Raw genomic sequence first — 18438 nt, forward strand, 5'->3', positions numbered from 1 at the left:
GGGCACTTTTTACCAGACGCATAGGTGTCAATCACGCACAAACGAAGTGCAAAACCCACCTGATTTGCCGCTAAACCAACTCCCGGGGCATTGTACATTGTTTCAAACATATTCCTAATTAGAATTTTTATTTCTGGCGTTACTTTTTTTATTTCGGCACTATGCTCTGCAAGCACCGCTTCGCCATATTTTTTTATTTGCAATATTGACATATAAACTCCATTTTTTTGTTGTTAACCTGTATTTTATTATAGAACATCTATCGGGTCTATATCAACGGCAATTTTAACACCTGAAAACTTAAACCCTTTTAAAAATAATTCTTTTAAAACTTCAAATAGCTGTGCTTTATTGCCTTTAAGCATTATCTGCCATCTATATTGACCGTATAGTTTTGGCCTTGCCGCAACACTTGGGCCTATTGCTTCAACTTTATACTTTTCAAGCCCAATTTCACATAGAGTTTTATGCACCATTGCACATGCGCAAGACACTTTGCTTTCATCTAACCCTTTGAAATTTAGGTTTACTAAATTACAAAACGGCGGATAATTTAACTGTTTCCTGAAAGCAATTTCAGTTTCATAAAACTTTTTATAATCGTGTTCTTTGGCGCACCTAAGGGCGTAGTGTTCGGGGTGCATAGTTTGCACTATTACCTGCCCGCCAAGCAAACCTCTTCCTGTGCGGCCTGCAACCTGAGTTATCAACTGAAATGTTCGCTCGGCAGAGCGAAAATCAGGCAAACAAAGTGCCGTATCCGCGCTTACAACCCCAACGAGAGTTACCCTTGGAAAATCAAAACCTTTTGCCACTAACTGTGTGCCAAGCAATATATCGTAATTTTCGTCTTTAAAATCTTTATAGGCAAATGAAAATGTGTCTTTTTTTGATGTGGTGTCTTTATCTAACCGAAATATTTTGGCAAACGGGAACAATTTTTGAACTTCTTCTTGCGCTTTTTGTGTGCCAACACCAAAAACTGATATTTCATTACCGGAACAATGAGGGCATTTGTTTGGGCACTCTTGGGTGTAACCGCAATAATTACACTGCAACCTTTCTGGCCCTTTGAAATACACAAGAGAAATAGCGCAATTTGGGCATTGAAGTGTTTGCCCACAAGTGTGGCACATTATTACCGGCGAATGCCCTCGACGGTTTAAAAACACTATTGCCTGTTCACGACGAGCAAGAGTTTGTGTCAAAGCCTTATGAAGCACAGGCGTTATTACTCTATTTTTTATTGGATTTTGCCTTAAATCAAGAAGCTCTACCGGAGGCAGCGGCTTATTGTCAATTCTTTGCGGCAGTTCTAATAGCTTGAACTGGCCGTTTAATGCCCTATGATAACTCTCTATTGATGGAGTAGCCGAGCCAAATATTATAACGCATCTGTTTAAGGCCGATCGTTCAAGTGCTATTTCTTTTGCGTTGTATGCAGGTTTGTTGTCTTGTTTATATGTGCTTTCATGTTCTTCATCTACAATTATTAAGCCCAAATTTGAAAAAGGAGCAAAAACTGCTGAACGAGCACCAAGCAATACTTTAATTTTACCTTCTCTTATACCGGCCCAAAGGCGAAACTTTTCACCTTGCGTAATTTTACTATGCCAAAGGCCAAGCGAATCTGAAAACCTTGATAAGAATATATCGGCAAATTGAGCAGTTAAAGAAATTTCAGGAACAAGCAAAATAGCACTTTTACCCAACTTTATTGCTTCTTCTATTGCGGTAAGGTAAACTTCTGTTTTGCCAGAGCCGGTTACCCCATGTAATAAAAATACTTCACTCTTTTGCGCTTTTAGTGCATTTGTTATTTGCTCAAATGCTTTTAACTGATTGGTTGTAAGTTGTGGCTTGTTACAAATTTTATTTATTATTTTTTGTTTTTCTACCGGGTTTCGCTTAGGGGCCTTTATTGATGAAGAAGCAACCGCATTTAAAGCTTCGCCTATTGAACAAAAATACATTCCCGATATTCTTTTTGAAAGCGCAAGCAACTCAGCAGACAAAGCAAAATTTGCATTTAAAACATTTGTAATAGGTTTTAGCTTGTCTATGTTGCTTTGCGCGGCAAAACCAACTATGAAGCCGACAAGTTTTTTATTGCCAAATTGCACTTCTACTTTTGCACCAATAGATGCTTGAGTTAAAAACTCTTCTGGTATGGTGTAGTGAAATGTTTTGTTTAGAGGAATACTGAGGGCAACTTCTGCTATTTTTTGCATTTTATTTTTGCAATTGGGCGCTTATCGCACGAATGTCATCCCAAACCTCTTTTTTAAGGTTAGGGTTTCTTAGTAAGGCGGCAGGGTGAAAAGTAGGCATTAGCTTAATTCCTTTGTAATCATAAAACTTACCGCGAACTTTTGATATACCCAACTCGGTTTGAACAAATGGCTTTAGCGCAGAGTTGCCAAGTGTACAGATAACTTTTGGAGCAATAATTTCAATTTGCTTTTCCAAATAAGGAAGACACATCTTAGATTCTTCTTCTGTTGGAGGCCTATCGTTGCCGTGTTTTTCCGGGTCAGTTGGGTCTATCATTGGATGACACTTTACAATGTTTGCAATATAAACGGCTTGCCGGCTAAGGCCTATTGATTCAATTATTTTATTTAACAGTTTACCTGCTCTGCCAATAAACGGCTCTCCTTGGTGATCTTCATCAAAACCGGGGCCCTCACCAATAAACATAAGCTTTGCATCGGGGTCGCCAACTCCAAAAACAAAGTTTAACCTTGATTTTCCTAATGGGCATTTAATACAGGAAGAGATTTCGTTTTTATATGCCTCCAGCAACTGCCCTTTTTTGCTTGGAGCTTTTTTTGATTTATCTATTATAAATTCCCCATGGCCTGTGGCAAGCTCGTCTTCAAAGTATGTTTTAGTAAGAGATAGCAGTTTTTGCGCAGTGTAACGCTTCATAAATAATCCTTTTGGCAAGCTTTTCTTTTTTCATTTTGGCAAACTTTAATTTTTTGCCATCTTTAAAAATCAGTGTCGCGCGAACATCCTTAGAACAAACAGCATCTATGCCATTGGCAACAATAAAATCAAGGTTTTTATTTTTAAGTTTTTTTTGCGCGTTAAACTCTAAATTTTCCGACTCAAGCGCAAAACCAACAACAACTCTCAGACCTTTGTGCCTGCCAACATATTGCAAAATATCGGGAGTTTTTTTAAGTTTTAATGTTGTGTATTGAGAGCTTTTTTTTAATTTGATTTTTGAAAACTTTACGGGTGCAAAATCTGCAACAGCCGCCGCAGAAATAAATATTTGGCAAAATTTTACAGATTCCTTAACACTCTCAAACATCTGCCTGGCACTGATTACTTTTATTATTTTCGCATTTTTTGGAAAGTTGGCGCTAACTTGGGCGCATATAACTGTTACCTTTGAGCCAGCCGCAAGCGCGGCGCTTGCAAGTGCCGCGCCCATTTTACCAGATGATGAGTTGGAAATATAACGCACTGGGTCAATAAACTCTCTGGTTGAACCAGCGGTAATTAAAACGGAGGGATTTAACTTTAACATATTGGCTTACTTTAAAAGCTCAACTGCTCTTTTTAAAATTACTTCTATATCGGCTAGGCGACCAATGCCAAGCACACCACAGGCAAGCTCGCCATCTTGTGGCTGTACAATGTTATAACCAAACTCTTTAAGCCGGCTACAGTTTGCAACCGTTGCCTGATGGTTCCACATATCTGTGTTCATCGCCGGGCAAACAAGTATCGGTTTTTTAAACGCCAAGGCAGTGCAAGAAAGAAGATCTTGCGCGCTGCCGCAAGCAAGTTTTGCTATTGTATCGGCCGTTGCAGGGGCAACAATAAAAATATCTGCCCAGTTGGCAAGTACAATGTGGTCTAACTCCCACTCGCTTCCTTCAAACATAGAGCAATAAACTTTATTTTTTGAAAGTGTTTGTAATGTTAGAGGTGTTACAAACTTTTGCGCGCTTTGCGTAAGCACACACTTTACAGCAAAACTCTCTTTAACAAAACTGCGCACAAGTTCCGGCACTTTATAAGCAGCTATGCCACCAGATATACCTATTAAAACATTTTTACCGTTTTGAGGTTTCACTTATTTTTACCTTGATATTCGCCAAGTTTTTCGGCAGCTTTTTCATCAAGTGTTTTAACAACTACTTTTACTTTCTCAAATTCTTTTTGGATTTCTTCCATTGTAACCTTATCATGTGTAACATGGTCAATGGCTTGTTTTATCAACTCAGCCGGTGGTGTTTTTTTGCCCTCATCTTTACTGCTAAGCACCTTGTACCATAAGCTGGCCATTTTCACCAAATCGTACTTACTCTTAGTTGTATCTAAGAGTTTCTCCAAAGAATCATCCATTTTTTCAACCACTTTTACCCTCCCTTAAGAACATTTTTTACTTTTACAATTTTAAGGCGCTCCGAGCCAATAATATAGAGCAGTTCAGAAAGCGCGGTTTTTAATTTGTCATTTACAACAAGGTAATCATACTGAGCATAATGACTGATTTCATTTTTTGCGTTTGCCAATCGAGCAGATATTGTTTCTTTAGAATCTTTATTTCTTTTGATTAGACGATTTTTTAGTTCTTCAATGCTTGGCGGCATAATAAATATAAGCACAGCGCCAGGAAATGCCTTTTTAATGTTTATGCCACCTTGCACATCTATATCTAATAAAATATCTCTACCTGAGTTCATAGCATTTTCAATTTCACTTTTTAATGTGCCGTAATAATTATCATGAACCAAAGCCCACTCGGCAAACTTATTTTTTGTTATGTTGCTCTTAAAATCGTCAACACTTAGAAAATTGTAGTCAATGCAATTTTTCTCACCATCACGCATTGGCCGCGTTGTACAAGAAACAGAAAACATCAGATTTTTATCTGCTCTTAACAGTTTATGCACAAGCGTGGTTTTACCGGTCCCTGAGGGTGCAGACAAAACAATTATTAGACCTTTTTTATTCATAGTTCAGCGTACCACCGCGACAAGAAGAGCTATAACCGAAACCGCCAAAGCACAAGGCGCAACCCACTTTGATTCATACCATTTATTGTTGCTTTCAGAATTATTTTCATCGTTCCGCTCACCATTTAAATTAACTTTCGCAATTGAAGCATCTTCCCTTACTAAAGCAAGATCACTGCGCACTAGTTTTAGTTCTGATTGAAGATCTGCGATGCTTGTTGGCTCATAGTTTTGATTTTCGTTTTGCAAACTGACTTTGCGTTTTGATAGCTCATCTACCTGGTTACTTAATAAAACATATCGTGACTGAACAAGTTCAAGCTTATAATTTAGCGTAGAAATAGCGTTATTTATTTGTTCATCTTTTGCTTCAAGTGCGTCTGGCGCGCTTGAAGAAACACTTGCCGAGTAAACTTCGCTTGATTTAACATCGTTTTGCGCTGCAAAACCAAAAGAGCTAAAAACAACGCAAAAACAAATTACCTGTATAATAAACCTATTTATCATAATAACCTTTGCATAATTCCTTTAGATCATCAGGCACTGGTGCGATGAACTCAACTCTTTTGTTGCTTGCGGGGTGAATAAATGACACCTTGTAAGCATGCAACAACTGCCTTTTTACCGTACCCATGATACTTTCCGTTGGACCGCCATAAAAAACATCACCCATTATGGGATGACCTATATAGGCAAGGTGGCTTCTTATCTGATGCGTTCTTCCGGTTAATGGACTTACTTCAAGCAAGCAATAACCTTTATACCTTTTTAAAACCTTAAATTCAGTGATCGACTCTTTTTTGGAAAGCGGCCCGACAATTATTTTTTTTCGGTCAATTGGCGAACGCCCCAAAGGAGCATTGATGTAACCCTCGGTTTCAGTTGGGTTGCCAAATGCTACAGCCAGATATTGCTTTTTTACAAGGCGCTTTTGAAACTGGTTTGAGAGAATATTTTTCGCGCGCTCATTTTTTGCAATTATAACCAGGCCCGATGTATCTTTGTCTATACGGTGAGCAAGAAACACCGGAAACGCGCCTTTGGCATAACCAAGAACAGCATTAACAAGTGTACCGTTTTCATGCCCACAAGCAGGGTGAACAACAACACCCGCGGCTTTATTTACAATAATTACTTCGTTGTCTTCGTAAATAATATCAAGCGGCAAATTTTCGGCTAATAGAGCGCTTTCTTTTTGCTCAAGCTCATACTCAAGAACATCGCCAACTTTAAGTGCTTTACTTACCTGCGGAACAACTCCGTTAAGCAAGACATTACCATTTTTTATTAGCTCTTTAAAATAACTGCGAGAGTATCCCTCTACCAGATGAGCAAGATAGCTGTCAATTCTTGTATGAGCCATTATGGCTTCAATTTGAATTTTTTGCATTTTTTAACAACCAAATATAAATACCAAGACCTATCAAAACAAACGAAATTACCTGTGCCGGCGAAAGGCCTAAAAGAAATGCACCTCGCTCATCACCCCTGAAAAACTCAATAACAAACCTGCCTGTTCCGTAAATAACAATATACAAAGCAAGAACCTTTCCGGCAGTTCTTACCCCTTTGGAGTAAAGGTGCAAAAAAACAAATAAAAACATCAATAATGCAGCTTCAAATAACTGCGTGGGTAAAAGTGGAATGCCAATAGGTGCCAGAGAGTTTTTATCGCTAAATGTTACACACAACGGGCCATTAGCGCTACTGCCATAACAACAGCCGGCAAAAAAACAACCAATACGCCCAAAAAAGTGAGCAAGCACCAGGCTTGGAGCTAAAATATCGGCAAGGGCCCAAACATTGCCCATTTTATTTTTTGATATAAAAACAAGCCATGCCGCAGCACCACCAATAAGGCCGCCAAAAAAAACCAGGCCACCTTCCCAAACTTTAAAAATATCAACCGGGTTTGAGGCAAAATAAGAAATGTTTAATAAAACATACAAAAGCCTTGCACCAATAAAACCAAATAATACTGTATAGAAAACAAGGTCTATGGCTTTTTGCTCATTAACACCAATTAACTTTGCGCGATTAGTAAAGTAAATCGTTCCCGCGACAAGGCCCAATGCAACCAACAGGCCGTATGTATGTATTGTTATGCCAAATAAATTAAAAAGAATAGGGTGCATTTTATGCTTTTACCGCCGGTTTTTTAATAAACAGATAATAATATGTTAACAAAATAGACCCGATGCAAATACAAGCATCAGCAATGTTAAATGAATACCAGTGATATGTTGCAAGGTGAAAATCTGCAAAGTCGGTAACGAAACCAAAGTAAGCTCTATCAAAGTAATTTGAAACTCCGCCGGCAAGCACAAGTGCGAATGAAACACTAAAAAGCTTCTTTTCGTTTCTTGCTTCAAATATAAACCAAAAAGCTACAATAGTAAGCACTATAGCCGACACCACGGAAAGAAGCTGATTAAACCCTTGGAACATACCAAAAGCAATGCCTGTATTTTTCACATTAACAAAATTTAAAAATGGCAGTACATCTATTTGCCCACCTAATGCAATAAGCTTGCGCACAAAATGCTTTGTAAGCTGATCAAGCAAAATAATTGGAGCAAATATGAGCATTACTCTAAGCATTATTTCTTTCCTTGAGTGCTTTTTGACAACGCAGGCAAAGACCATCTTCATTTATATCAGATATATGACGCCAGCATCTTACGCACTTTCCCAATGCAGATTTGCTAACATTTACATTTTGTTTGCTGCCCGAAATAATACACACATCAAACGAACCAAAAACAGCGCTAACAAGTTCAGGATTTAATTTCTCTGGCGTTGGGTGCGTTATTACTACGCTTGTCTGTAAATTTGAACCTATAACCTTTTCTTTTCTTAAATTTTCAATGGCAACACTAGCCATTTCTTTTAATTTGAACAACTCATTAAAAACCCATAAAATATCTGCCGGGAGTTCTTTATAATCGGATTTTTTCGGGAAAGTATCTGCAAGAAAAACCGACTCAGGCAACGATTCGTCAATTTTTCTAAGTTCCTGCCACGCCTCTTCCGCCGTAAAAGAAAGTATCGGCGCGCAAAGACGAATAAGAACGCTAAGAATTTGGTACATTGCGCTCTGTGCGCTTTGACGATTGTGCCAATTTGTATTATCACAGTACAGAGTATCTTTTAAGGCATCCAAATAAAACCCGCTTAACTCAACTGAACAAAACCTATTTATAGCACTGGAAACTTTATGAAACTCAAAGTTTTCATAGGCCACATTAACCTCTGCGCATAAATTACCAAGCAATCCTATGGCATATTGATCAAGCGCTGTAAGTTCTTCATAAGCAAGTGCATTTTCCACTTTATAATCGCAAAGGTTGCCAAGTATAAACCTAAAAGTGTTTCTTATTTTTCTATACGAGTCAGAAATGCCATTTAGAATTTCCTGCGAAACTCTTATATCTTCCCTGTAATCGCTGGTGGCAACCCATAAACGCAAAATATCCGCCCCAGATTTTGAAATTACCTCTTGCGGAAGAATTACATTGCCTTGCGACTTAGACATCTTTTTGCCTTCACCGTCAACAACAAAACCATGAGTGAGAACTGTTTTATATGGAGCACTGCCGGTTAACGCGACAGCAGGCATTAATGATGTTTGAAACCAGCCGCGATGCTGATCACTACCCTCTAAATACATATCAGCTGGGGAGTGTAAATCTTTATAATCACCGCTTGCCAAAACCGCCTCAAAAGATACTCCCGAATCAAACCAAACATCTAAAATATCTTTTTCTTTAGTTAAATCTTCACTGCCGCATTTATCACACTTTATGTTTAAAAGTTCGCTAAGTTCTTTTGAAGTTTTATCAAACCAGATATCGGAACCATTATCTCTGAAAAGTTTTGAAATTTTTTCAACTGTTTTTTTATTTAAAACAACATTGCTACAAGTATTACAATAAAAAACAGGTATTGGCACACCCCAAAAACGCTGACGGCTCAAACACCAGTCGGGCCTGGTTTGCAACATTCCAGCAATTCTATTTTCGCCATAGCGTGGAACCCAGTTTACATTTTTCACTTCTGAAAGCATTTTTTGGCGTAAATTATTTATATCTACACCCATAAACCACTGTAGTGTGGCTCTAAAAATTACAGCCTTTTTACAACGCCAGCAATGAGGGTAAGAGTGCTCAAATTTATAATCTAAAAGAATTTTATTTTCTGATTTAAGTTTCTCAACTATTAACGGGTTTGCGGCAAAAACTTTGTGCCCAGCAAAATCTGAAACTTCATCAGTAAATGCACCCCTGTGATCAACTGGTGAAAGAATTGGCAATTTATATTTAAGCCCTGCCATATAATCTTCCTGCCCATGGCCAGGGGCGATATGCACAACACCACTGCCGTCATCAAGTGTTACAAAATTAGCAAGAATACCAACTGACTCTCTATTAACAAGCGGATTTTTGCAAATTATTCCTTCTAATTTTTTGCCACTTATTTCGCAAAGTATTTTATAAGTTGAATTTATTTTTTTTGCAACATCGGCAATCAGTTGTTTTGCCACAATAAGGTTTTCACTTTCACCAGATGTATAAGTAAAAGAAGCCAGAACATAATCTGCATCCGGGTGAAAAGCAAGTGCCACATTTGCCGGCAAAGTCCATGGAGTAGTTGTCCATATAAGCACCGATGCGGGCAATGCTATTACCACATCAACAGGAGCTTTTACAACTTCAAATTTCACAAATATTGAATGTGATATATGCTGGGCGTACTCAACTTCGGCATCCGCAAGTGCAGTTTCGCAAGTTGGGCACCAGTAAACGGGTTTTTTCTGACGGAATATGTAACCTTCTTGGGCAAGGCGGCCAAAAACATCTATTATAACCGACTCATATTCGTGCTTTAATGTTAGATATGGATCTTTCCAGTCAGCAAGCACACCAAGGCGCTTAAACTCACTTTTTTGAATTTCTACAAATTTCAAGGCAAAGGCAGCCGCTTCTTTTCTGAACTTATAAAGGTCAACTTTGTGCTTGTCTGTACCCATTTCTTTTAAGCATTGTTGCTCTATGGGCAAACCATGGCAGTCCCAGCCGGGTGTGTATGGGGCATCAAAACCACAAGCACTTTTGTACTTAACAACAAAATCTTTGAGTATTTTATTTAACGCGGTACCTAAATGAATGTGACCGTTGGCATAAGGTGGGCCGTCATGCAAAACATACTTTTTCTTGCCTGAATTTTTTTGCCTTATTTTTTCATAAACACCTAACTTTTCCCAAATAGCAAGAAACTCGTTTTCACGCGTAGAAAGGCTTGCTTTCATAGGAAAATCGGTTTTAGGAAGGTTTACAGTGTTTGAATATACACTTTTTTCAGCCATACTATCCTTTTACAAAACTTAGCCAAATATCACACACAAATAAATAAAAGAAGATTGCACATTAATTGTTACCGCGGACTCTAAAAGGTATGCTTCTCAGGGGATTGTGTCAAGCACACAGTCAAGGTCTTCATCTGAACGGCCACATATTTCAATGGTTTTTTCTCTACCGCGCTCACCCTTTCTCAGCAAAACCATTGCAGTTTTTACTTCAAAGAATTCGGCAAGGAACTCACGTAGTTCTTCGTTTGCTTTACCCTCTACAGCTGGAGCTGATATTTTAACTCTAAGTATTGAACCAATTCTGCCTACAACTTCATTTCTCTTGGAGTTCGGAATTACTCTTACTTTTATTATCATCCCTTTCTCCTATGTCGCGTCTCGCCAGTGGGCGGACTTAGTATTCACTTCGTTCATACTTGCTTCAGCTGGTTGACTGACGAGCGCTTTACAAGAGAACATTTACCTGCTCAATTCTTGCGCGCGTTTGCAAGCACACATTACACTATCTTTAAAAACTTTTCCGAAAATATTTTTTTGTAAATGTTTAATTGCGGCCTCAGTAGTACCATTTGGGGATGTTACAGCCAACCTTAAATCTGCCACATTTGACTTACTTGTTAAAAGCATTTTACCAGCACCAAAAAAAGTTTGCGCTGAAAGTTCGCGGGCAAGCGGCAAGGAAAGACCAAGCTTTTGCGCAACCTCTTCTAATAACTCGCAAAGATAAAACACATATGCCGGGCCAGAGCCAGAAACAGCAGTAATTGCATTCATTAATTTTTCAGGAACTATAAAAACTTTACCAACTGCGCCAAACAGCTTATTTGCAAGCAATAGATGATTCTTTGTTGCATAACGACCGGCACTAATTGCAATAGCACCTTCACCAACGAGTGCCGGAGTATTTGGCATAGAACGAATTACCGGAACTTTAGAGCCAATATTTTTTTCTATAAAAGATGCGCTTATGCCTGCTGCAACAGATATAACAAGCTTCGATTTATCAATTGATTTCCCTAAATTTTTTACTAGTTCTAAAATATTACCGGGCTTAACAGCTATAAAAATTATGTCAGCCCACTTAGTGGCCTCTTGATTTGTTTTAAATGTGCGTGCTTTAAGATTTTTTGCGGCTTTAGTGGCTTTTGCAAAAACAGTGTCGGCAAAAGCAATTTGTAAGGGATTTACAAGAGCGCTTGAAACAAGCCCTGACGCTATGGCAAAACCCATATTACCTGCGCCTAAAAAAACAATTTTTTTATTTAATTTGTTTGCCATTTATCTCACCAAAAAGACCGCTTCCAACCCTAATTAGTGTAGCTCCTTCTTCTATTGCTACCTCAAAATCAGCCGACATTCCCATTGAAAGAACATTAAAATCAGCCAGTTTATAAGTTGTCTTTATATTTTCAAAAACTTCTTTTGCTTCTCTGAAATATTTTCTTGAATTTTCAACTTCATCAAAGTAAGGAGCCATTGCCATTAGCCCGCGTAACTTTATATTTTTACAAGAAAGAATGTACTCAACTAACTCGTTTAACTCTTCCGGTTTTACACCAAACTTACTTTCTTCGCCAGAAACCTTTAGTTCTACAAGACACTCTTGAATTTTACCCGCTTCAAGAGCCGCTCTATCAATAGATTGTGCAATGCGGATACTATCTATGGACTGAATCAAATCAAACAATTCAACAGCTTTTTTTGCTTTGTTTGTTTGCAAATGACCTATAAAATGCTTTTTTACCAAACCATATCTGACCGAAATTTCCGGTATCTTTGTTTGGGCTTCCTGAATTTTATTCTCGGCAATATCAGAAACACCAAAAGAAATGACCTGAAATATTTGTTCTAATGATACCTTTTTTGTTACAGCAACAAGCGTTATCTCTTTGGGGTCTTTGCCGCTTATATTGCACGCTTGCAAAATGCGATCATTAATTGCTTCAACCCGAATTTTGCAATAGGATTCGGAATTCGTCAAAAGATACGGGACATTTTTTTCCGCAAAACCCTTGCCAATGGAATCACCATTATCTGCGGTTTTTGCGTCAAAACTGTCTCCGTCTCTTTCGCCTCTGTTCTCAAACCTATTGCAAAGTTCGGGTTTAAAGTTATCTATTAGCATTTTGAGTTTTGCTATGAATTGTACCATATTTCTTGAAGAAAAAGAAGTGCGTGCGGATAAGCGGAAGATTCTGGTAAGTTTAGGCACTCTTAAGGATTAATATAACATTATATGTCCTTGTGTTCATAAAAAAAGCTTAAGAACACCCAATTTTGGATATTCTCAAGCTAAAATTAACTCAGGACTATATTTACAACAAAATGTAGTGCCTCCATATTTCTACGATACTTTTTTGATTGCAAGAGCAACTACACTTACAAACGACTCAAGCAATTGGTCTTGCTCTGGTGTTAGAAACCGCGCTTTATCAGCCGTTCTAATACCTACAACACCAATTGTGTTTTCTTGTATTTTAATCGGTAAATAATACCATGATGTTGATGAGAGAGTATTTGTGCTTCTGCCAGCACTTTGACCGTTGTTATATACCCAAACAGCGACTGCATTTTCCGTTTCGCTTAAGAAAATATCATCTTTATCTCTTGCTTTAAGCTTGAGTTTACCTGCATCGTCCGGCAAAAAAATAACAACGCTACTTTCAAACGCATCGGAAATGCTTTTAACAGCTCGCTCAAATATGTTGTCTAACCCTTCTGCCGTCATTATTGACCTTGCAAACAAATAAAGGGAATACATAAACCTTTCTCTATGACGAGAACCTTCTGCTTCTTGACGAACTGATTTTGTAAAATAACTTGTTACCACAGATACCAGAATAAACACAAAAAAACTTGGTAAAAATCTTAGATCTGACATCTGAAATGTAAGATATGGCGGCACAAAGAAAAAATCGAATGCAGCTATTGATAAAATTGAAGCAAATAGCCCTACGCGAATACCCCCAAGTATGCCGCTTGCTATTGAAGGTAAAAGCAGTAGCATAGCTATGTTTACAGCTTCAAGGGTTGGGCGCAACAACATACCTACACAAACCGTTAATGCAATCGCGATAAAACTTGCCATGTACGATTTATAATCTGTTTTTCTTAACTCATGCTTTTTGTGTTCAATTTTGTCGTGTATACTATCGCGCGCAATCAATACACTTATTGATTCATTGCCATAAATTAACCTGCTTAAAACATTACCTTTAAATATTCTGTTAAAAAGTGTCCTTTTTGACGGGCCCGCGACAATTAGGGTTACATTCTTTTCTTTTGCAAAGTTTATTATTTCATCTGATACATTATTACCGCTTAATATTACAACATTAGCTCCCAGACCTTCGGCAAGACGAATATTTTTATCAAGTTGAATTCTATCTTTTTCATCAATTTTCAACTGCTGGCGCGATTCAACATAAACAACAAACCATTGAGCGTCAAGGTCCTGCGCCATTCTATGAGTGAAACGAATCAACCTTTCAGATGAGATACTCGTACTAATACCTACAAGAAGCCTGGCACCAACAGGCCATGGGCCTGAAACAGCATTTTTTTTCATATATGTGCGTACATCTTCGTCAACATGCTTAGCGGTGTAATGAAGCGACAACTCACGAAGCGCGAGCAAGTTCCCCTTTTTAAAAAATTGTCTCATAGCCTGTTCGGCTTTTTTGGGAACATATACTTTGCCTTCATTAAACCGCTCAATTAGTTTCTCTGGTGTTAGGTCAACAAGTTCAATCTCTTGCGCGAGTTCCAGTATCCTGTCTGGAACAGTTTCAGCAACTTTGATACCAGAAATCTGATTGACAATGTCAATAAGGCTTTCAATATGTTGAACATTGAGCGTAGAATATACATCTATACCAACATTTAATAATTCTTCCACATCCTGATACCTTTTTGAGTGTCTTGAGGTGGGAGCATTGGTATGCGCCAGTTCATCAACAAGAACAAGCGCGGGATGGCGGTTAAGTATTGCGTCTATATCTAACTCATTAAGAGTGATACCCGAATACTCTATTTTTTTTCTCTGTATTATCTCAAGACCTATGAGCAGGGTTTCAGTATCTTTTCTGCCGTGTGTTTCGGCAATACCGATAACTACGTCAACTCCATTTTTTTTACTTGCTGCCGCTTCTTGCAACATACGATATGTTTTGCCTACACCTGCACAATATCCAAGAAAAATTTTCAGAACGCCTTTTTTTGAGGTGTTGCTAAAATCAATATCGTCTTGTTTAATTTGTTTTAAAATTTCATCGGGATTTGATCTTTTGTTTTCCATAATTTTTTATTTACCTCATTTTAAATCTTTTGCAAAATCATCAATAGCAAGATTTAATTTAAAAACATTTACACCCGGACGACCCCATATTCCGACAAAATCAGTGTCCGTATTATTATCTATCATTTTTTTAAGATCTTTCACAGCAATCCCTCTTATTTTTGAAATACGATTTACCTGAAGCAGCGCACTTTGAAGTGAAATGTGTGGGTCAAGCCCGCTTGCCGATGAAAGCACCATATCCGATGGAATTTTAGTATCAGAACTTAATCCATTTTCCTGCCTCACCTTTGCAATTTTCTCCGCTGTGCTGTCCATCAACTTTTTGCTTGAAGGCCCTAAATTTGTACCACCAGAATTTACAGCATCATAGTTATTTGCCGATGGTCTACTGTGGAAATACTCTGGATTGGAAAAGTTTTGACCAATTAGTTTTGAACCAATAACTTTATCTCCATTTCGCATAATGCTTCCATTAGCTTGATAAGGCAATATTACTTGAGCGATAACCGTAACTACAAGAGGATAAATAAGCCCCAGCAATACAGTAAAAATTATATAAATTCTAATTGATAACAATATTTTTTTCATAATTTGCAATCCCCTATAAAAGTTTTAAAAATATAATTAGCATATCAATAAGCTTTATACCTATGAAAGGCAAAATTAACCCACCAAGTCCGTAAACAAGAAAATTTCTCACAAGTAATGACTGAGCAGTAGATTGTTTATACCTCACACCCTTAAGAGAAAGCGGTATAAGCATAGGGATAATGAGTGCATTAAAAATTACCGCTGAAAGAACTGCACTTTGAGGATTTGTTAAATGCATAATGTTTAATATGCCCAATATAGGATATGTTGCCGCAAAGATTGCCGGAATAATCGCGAAATATTTCGCTACATCATTAGTAACACTAAAAGTGGTTATGGATCCTCTAGTAATAAGTATTTGCTTGCCAATTTCCACAATATCCAATAGTTTTGTGGGTGAAGAGTCAAGGTCAATCATGTTTGCGGCTTCCCGTGCGGCCTGCGTGCCTGCATTCATAGCGACTGCAACATCTGCCTGGGCAAGAGCTGGGGCATCGTTGGTGCCGTCACCTATCATTGCCACCATGTTTCCCCTGGATTGTAGTTCGCGAATGCTTTGAAGTTTACTTTCAGGTTTTGCGGATGCTATAAAATCACTTACTCCAGCTTCTGCCGCAATTACCACGGCAGTCAAGGGATTGTCACCTGTAATCATTATTGATTCTATCCCCATAGAGCTTAACTGCCCGAGCCTTTCTTTTATACCTTGTTTGAGAATATCTTTTAAGCGGACGACTCCTAGAACCTTTTTCCCATCACATACCACAAGTGGCGTGCCGCCATCGCCTGACACATTGTTTGCCAACCGCTCAGCATCATCTGGAATAATGCCACCGTTGGACTTCACATATTTATCAATTGCTTCAAAAGTACCCTTGCGTATTTTTTGAGAGTCAGTATCAATGCCACTCATACGAGTTTGCGCGCTGAACTCTATAAATATTGAGCCCTCTGGTGCCCTTATGTCGCGGCCACGAATATTTAACTTATCTTTTGCGAGAACAACAATACTCCTGCCTTCTGGCGTATCATCCGCAAGAGAAGAAAGCATTGCAACTTTTGCAAGTTCTTCCTCGCTTACTCCTGAAACAGGTAGAAACTCTGTAGCCATTCTATTGCCAAGTGTTATTGTTCCAGTTTTATCAAGAAGAACAACATTAACATCACCCGCGGCTTCTACTGCCCTGCCGCTTAGAGCAATAACATTGTTGCTTAAAAGCCTATCCATGCCAGCAATACCTATTGCCGGTAATAATCCACCTATTGTAGTTGGCATTAAGCACACAAGCAACGAAATAAGGATAGGTACTGAAATTGGCACATTCATATATCCGGCAAAGTATTTAAGCGTAATACAAACAACCAAAAAGAGCACAGTCATTGCGATAAGTAATATTTCAAGAGCTTTTTCATTGGGTGTTTTTTGTCGTTTCGCACTTTCAATCATCCCTATCATCTGATCAAGAAATGTTTCACCCGGATTTGCCGTAATTCTTATTTTAATATTTCCTGACAATACTCTGGTACCGCCTGTTACTCCACTTTTGTCTCCACCTGATTCCCTTACAACAGGGGCAGATTCACCAGTTATTGCCGACTCATCAATAAGCGAAACACCTTCAATTATTTCACCATCAATTGGAACTATTTCGTTATCAATTACTACAACAATATCGCCCTTACATAGTGAAATTGATGGAATGTTTTCTATTGCACCGTTAGGCAAAAGTTTATTTGCAGAAGTTTCACTTCGGGATTTTTTTAAAGCTTCGGCTTGTGCTTTTCCCTTACCTTCCGCAAGCGCTTCCGCAAAGTTTGCAAAAAGCACAGTAAACCATAGCCACAAACTTATCTGAATATCAAAACCAAAACTTTTCCCAGCCACCATTTTCTCAAACGCAATATATGTTACTACGACCGACCCCAATTCAACTATCAACATAACTGGATTGCGAACAAGGGTTATAGGATTTAGTTTATAAAACGATCCTTTTATCGCATCAATAATAATTTCAGCATGCCAAACGCTTTTCTTATGTTTATTGTCCATTAAAATGTCCTCCCTGCCTGAAACATCAAGTGTTCAAGCAACGGGCCAAGAGCCAGCGGCGGAAAGAACGATAGCGCGCCGACAATTATTACAACACCAACAAGCATAACAACAAAAATAGGACTTGTGGTTGGAAATTTAACACTTTTAGGCACCATCTTTTTTCCCACCAACATTCCAGCTATAGCAAGAGAAGGAACTATAACGAAATATCGCCCGACAAGCATAGCGAATGCTCCGGCAAGATTATAAAATAAGGTATTCCCGTTTAGACCGCCAAATGCTGAACCATTATTACCTGCCATTGATACAAATGCGTACATAATTTCTGAAAACCCGTGTGGACCAGAATTGTTAATGCTTGAAAGCCCAAAACTATTTGATACACCAATCGCTGTGAATATAAGTTGTATTATTGTAGAAGCCAATAGAACAATAACAGCCAACATCATTTCTGCCGGCTCAAGTTTTTTTCCGAATATTTCAGGGGTTCTTCCTATCATAAGACCCACAAGAAACATGGTTATAATGGCATAAATTATCATGCTGACAAGACCCGTACCAACACCGCCAAAAATCACCTCGCCAATTGCCATATTGAAAATTAGTACAAGCCCGCTAAGAGGCATAAGACTATCATGCATACAGTTAACTGCTCCGCAAGATGTTACAGTTGTTGCATGCGCAAAAACAGCTGAAGCAAGCTGACCAAAACGAACTTCCTTCCCTTCCATACTCAAACCGCCTGATATTCCAAGTTTCGCAAGCAATGGGTTTCCATGGAATTCAGACCATATGACTACAATCAAGCCAATCAGATAAAGTATCATCATTGAAATAAAAATTACCCAACCTTGCTTTCTTGAACCTATCATTTTTCCAAACATAAAAGGCGAGGCGGCAGCAATTATTAATAATGCTAAAATTTGTAAGTAGTCAGTCATTGGTGTTGGGTTCTCATATGGATGAGCGGAGTTTGCGTTAAAAAACCCACCACCGTTTGTACCTACCATTTTAACAGCCACCTGCGATGCAACCGGCCCTTGAGCAATAATCTGTTCAGTTCCTTGGAGTGTAGTTGCTTTTGTATAGTGATTAAAATTTTGTATCACTCCCTGACCGACAAGAATTAAGGCAAACACGAAAGACA

Annotated in this window: 19 protein-coding genes; all 19 read right to left on the reverse strand. The window is 38.4% G+C overall.

Annotated features, from left to right (window positions below):
• A partial coding sequence (locus M0Q46_05800; GenBank protein ID MCK9583102.1) for a peptide deformylase occupies positions 1-212 on the reverse strand: 212 nt, incomplete at its 3' end.
• 36 nt (positions 213-248) lie between these two features.
• Positions 249-2231, reverse strand: a complete 1983-nt coding sequence (gene priA / locus M0Q46_05805) for a primosomal protein N' (protein MCK9583103.1) — start codon at positions 2229-2231, stop codon at positions 249-251.
• A 1-nt stretch (position 2232) separates the two neighbouring features.
• Entirely contained in the window at positions 2233-2931 is a 699-nt protein-coding gene (locus M0Q46_05810; protein ID MCK9583104.1) for a uracil-DNA glycosylase, read from the reverse strand.
• Complete coding sequence (locus tag M0Q46_05815; GenBank protein ID MCK9583105.1) at positions 2891-3541, reverse strand: phosphopantothenoylcysteine decarboxylase; 651 nt, start codon at positions 3539-3541, stop codon at positions 2891-2893. The genes M0Q46_05810 and M0Q46_05815 overlap by 41 nt, the downstream gene beginning before the upstream one ends.
• A 6-nt stretch (positions 3542-3547) precedes the next feature.
• Positions 3548-4093, reverse strand: coding sequence for a phosphopantothenoylcysteine decarboxylase (locus tag M0Q46_05820; GenBank protein ID MCK9583106.1), 546 nt, complete (start codon positions 4091-4093; stop codon positions 3548-3550).
• Complete coding sequence (locus tag M0Q46_05825) at positions 4090-4377, reverse strand: hypothetical protein (protein MCK9583107.1); 288 nt, start codon at positions 4375-4377, stop codon at positions 4090-4092. Before M0Q46_05825 ends, M0Q46_05820 begins: the two co-directional genes overlap by 4 nt.
• A gap of 2 nt (positions 4378-4379) precedes the next feature.
• The gene (gene gmk / locus M0Q46_05830) at positions 4380-4979 is read right to left on the reverse strand and encodes a guanylate kinase (protein MCK9583108.1); all 600 of its coding nucleotides are present in this window, start codon (positions 4977-4979) and stop codon (positions 4380-4382) included.
• A gap of 3 nt (positions 4980-4982) precedes the next feature.
• Entirely contained in the window at positions 4983-5486 is a 504-nt protein-coding gene (locus tag M0Q46_05835) for a hypothetical protein (GenBank protein ID MCK9583109.1), read from the reverse strand.
• The gene (locus tag M0Q46_05840; GenBank protein MCK9583110.1) at positions 5476-6369 is read right to left on the reverse strand and encodes an RluA family pseudouridine synthase; all 894 of its coding nucleotides are present in this window, start codon (positions 6367-6369) and stop codon (positions 5476-5478) included. Before M0Q46_05840 ends, M0Q46_05835 begins: the two co-directional genes overlap by 11 nt.
• Positions 6350-7114 carry a prolipoprotein diacylglyceryl transferase gene (gene lgt, locus M0Q46_05845; GenBank protein ID MCK9583111.1) on the reverse strand — a complete coding sequence of 255 codons (765 nt, stop codon included), beginning with the start codon at positions 7112-7114 and terminating at the stop codon, positions 6350-6352. Before lgt ends, M0Q46_05840 begins: the two co-directional genes overlap by 20 nt.
• A gap of 1 nt (position 7115) precedes the next feature.
• Positions 7116-7580: a signal peptidase II gene (gene lspA, locus M0Q46_05850; GenBank protein MCK9583112.1), complete on the reverse strand. Its 465-nt coding sequence runs from the start codon at positions 7578-7580 to the stop codon at positions 7116-7118.
• Positions 7573-10344: an isoleucine--tRNA ligase gene (gene ileS / locus M0Q46_05855; protein ID MCK9583113.1), complete on the reverse strand. Its 2772-nt coding sequence runs from the start codon at positions 10342-10344 to the stop codon at positions 7573-7575. The genes lspA and ileS overlap by 8 nt, the downstream gene beginning before the upstream one ends.
• A gap of 96 nt (positions 10345-10440) precedes the next feature.
• Positions 10441-10704 carry a DUF167 domain-containing protein gene (locus M0Q46_05860; GenBank protein MCK9583114.1) on the reverse strand — a complete coding sequence of 88 codons (264 nt, stop codon included), beginning with the start codon at positions 10702-10704 and terminating at the stop codon, positions 10441-10443.
• Positions 10705-10806: 102 nt separating this feature from the next.
• Complete coding sequence (proC, locus tag M0Q46_05865; protein ID MCK9583115.1) at positions 10807-11625, reverse strand: pyrroline-5-carboxylate reductase; 819 nt, start codon at positions 11623-11625, stop codon at positions 10807-10809.
• A complete protein-coding gene (locus M0Q46_05870) occupies positions 11606-12499 on the reverse strand; it encodes a YggS family pyridoxal phosphate-dependent enzyme (protein ID MCK9583116.1) in 894 nt (297 codons plus the stop codon). Before M0Q46_05870 ends, proC begins: the two co-directional genes overlap by 20 nt.
• A gap of 192 nt (positions 12500-12691) precedes the next feature.
• Positions 12692-14644: a DUF4118 domain-containing protein gene (locus M0Q46_05875; GenBank protein ID MCK9583117.1), complete on the reverse strand. Its 1953-nt coding sequence runs from the start codon at positions 14642-14644 to the stop codon at positions 12692-12694.
• 15 nt (positions 14645-14659) lie between these two features.
• Positions 14660-15235 (reverse strand): potassium-transporting ATPase subunit KdpC, encoded by a 576-nt coding sequence (gene kdpC, locus M0Q46_05880; protein MCK9583118.1) that lies wholly within the window; start codon positions 15233-15235, stop codon positions 14660-14662.
• A gap of 13 nt (positions 15236-15248) precedes the next feature.
• Complete coding sequence (kdpB, locus tag M0Q46_05885) at positions 15249-17288, reverse strand: potassium-transporting ATPase subunit KdpB (protein MCK9583119.1); 2040 nt, start codon at positions 17286-17288, stop codon at positions 15249-15251.
• Positions 17288-18438 (reverse strand): potassium-transporting ATPase subunit KdpA (kdpA, locus tag M0Q46_05890; GenBank protein MCK9583120.1); only part of this gene is annotated, 1151 nt, incomplete at its 5' end. The genes kdpB and kdpA, both read right to left, overlap by 1 nt.

This window comes from Endomicrobiales bacterium, assembly GCA_023228045.1.
GTDB lineage: Bacteria > Elusimicrobiota > Endomicrobiia > Endomicrobiales > JALOBY01 > JALOBY01.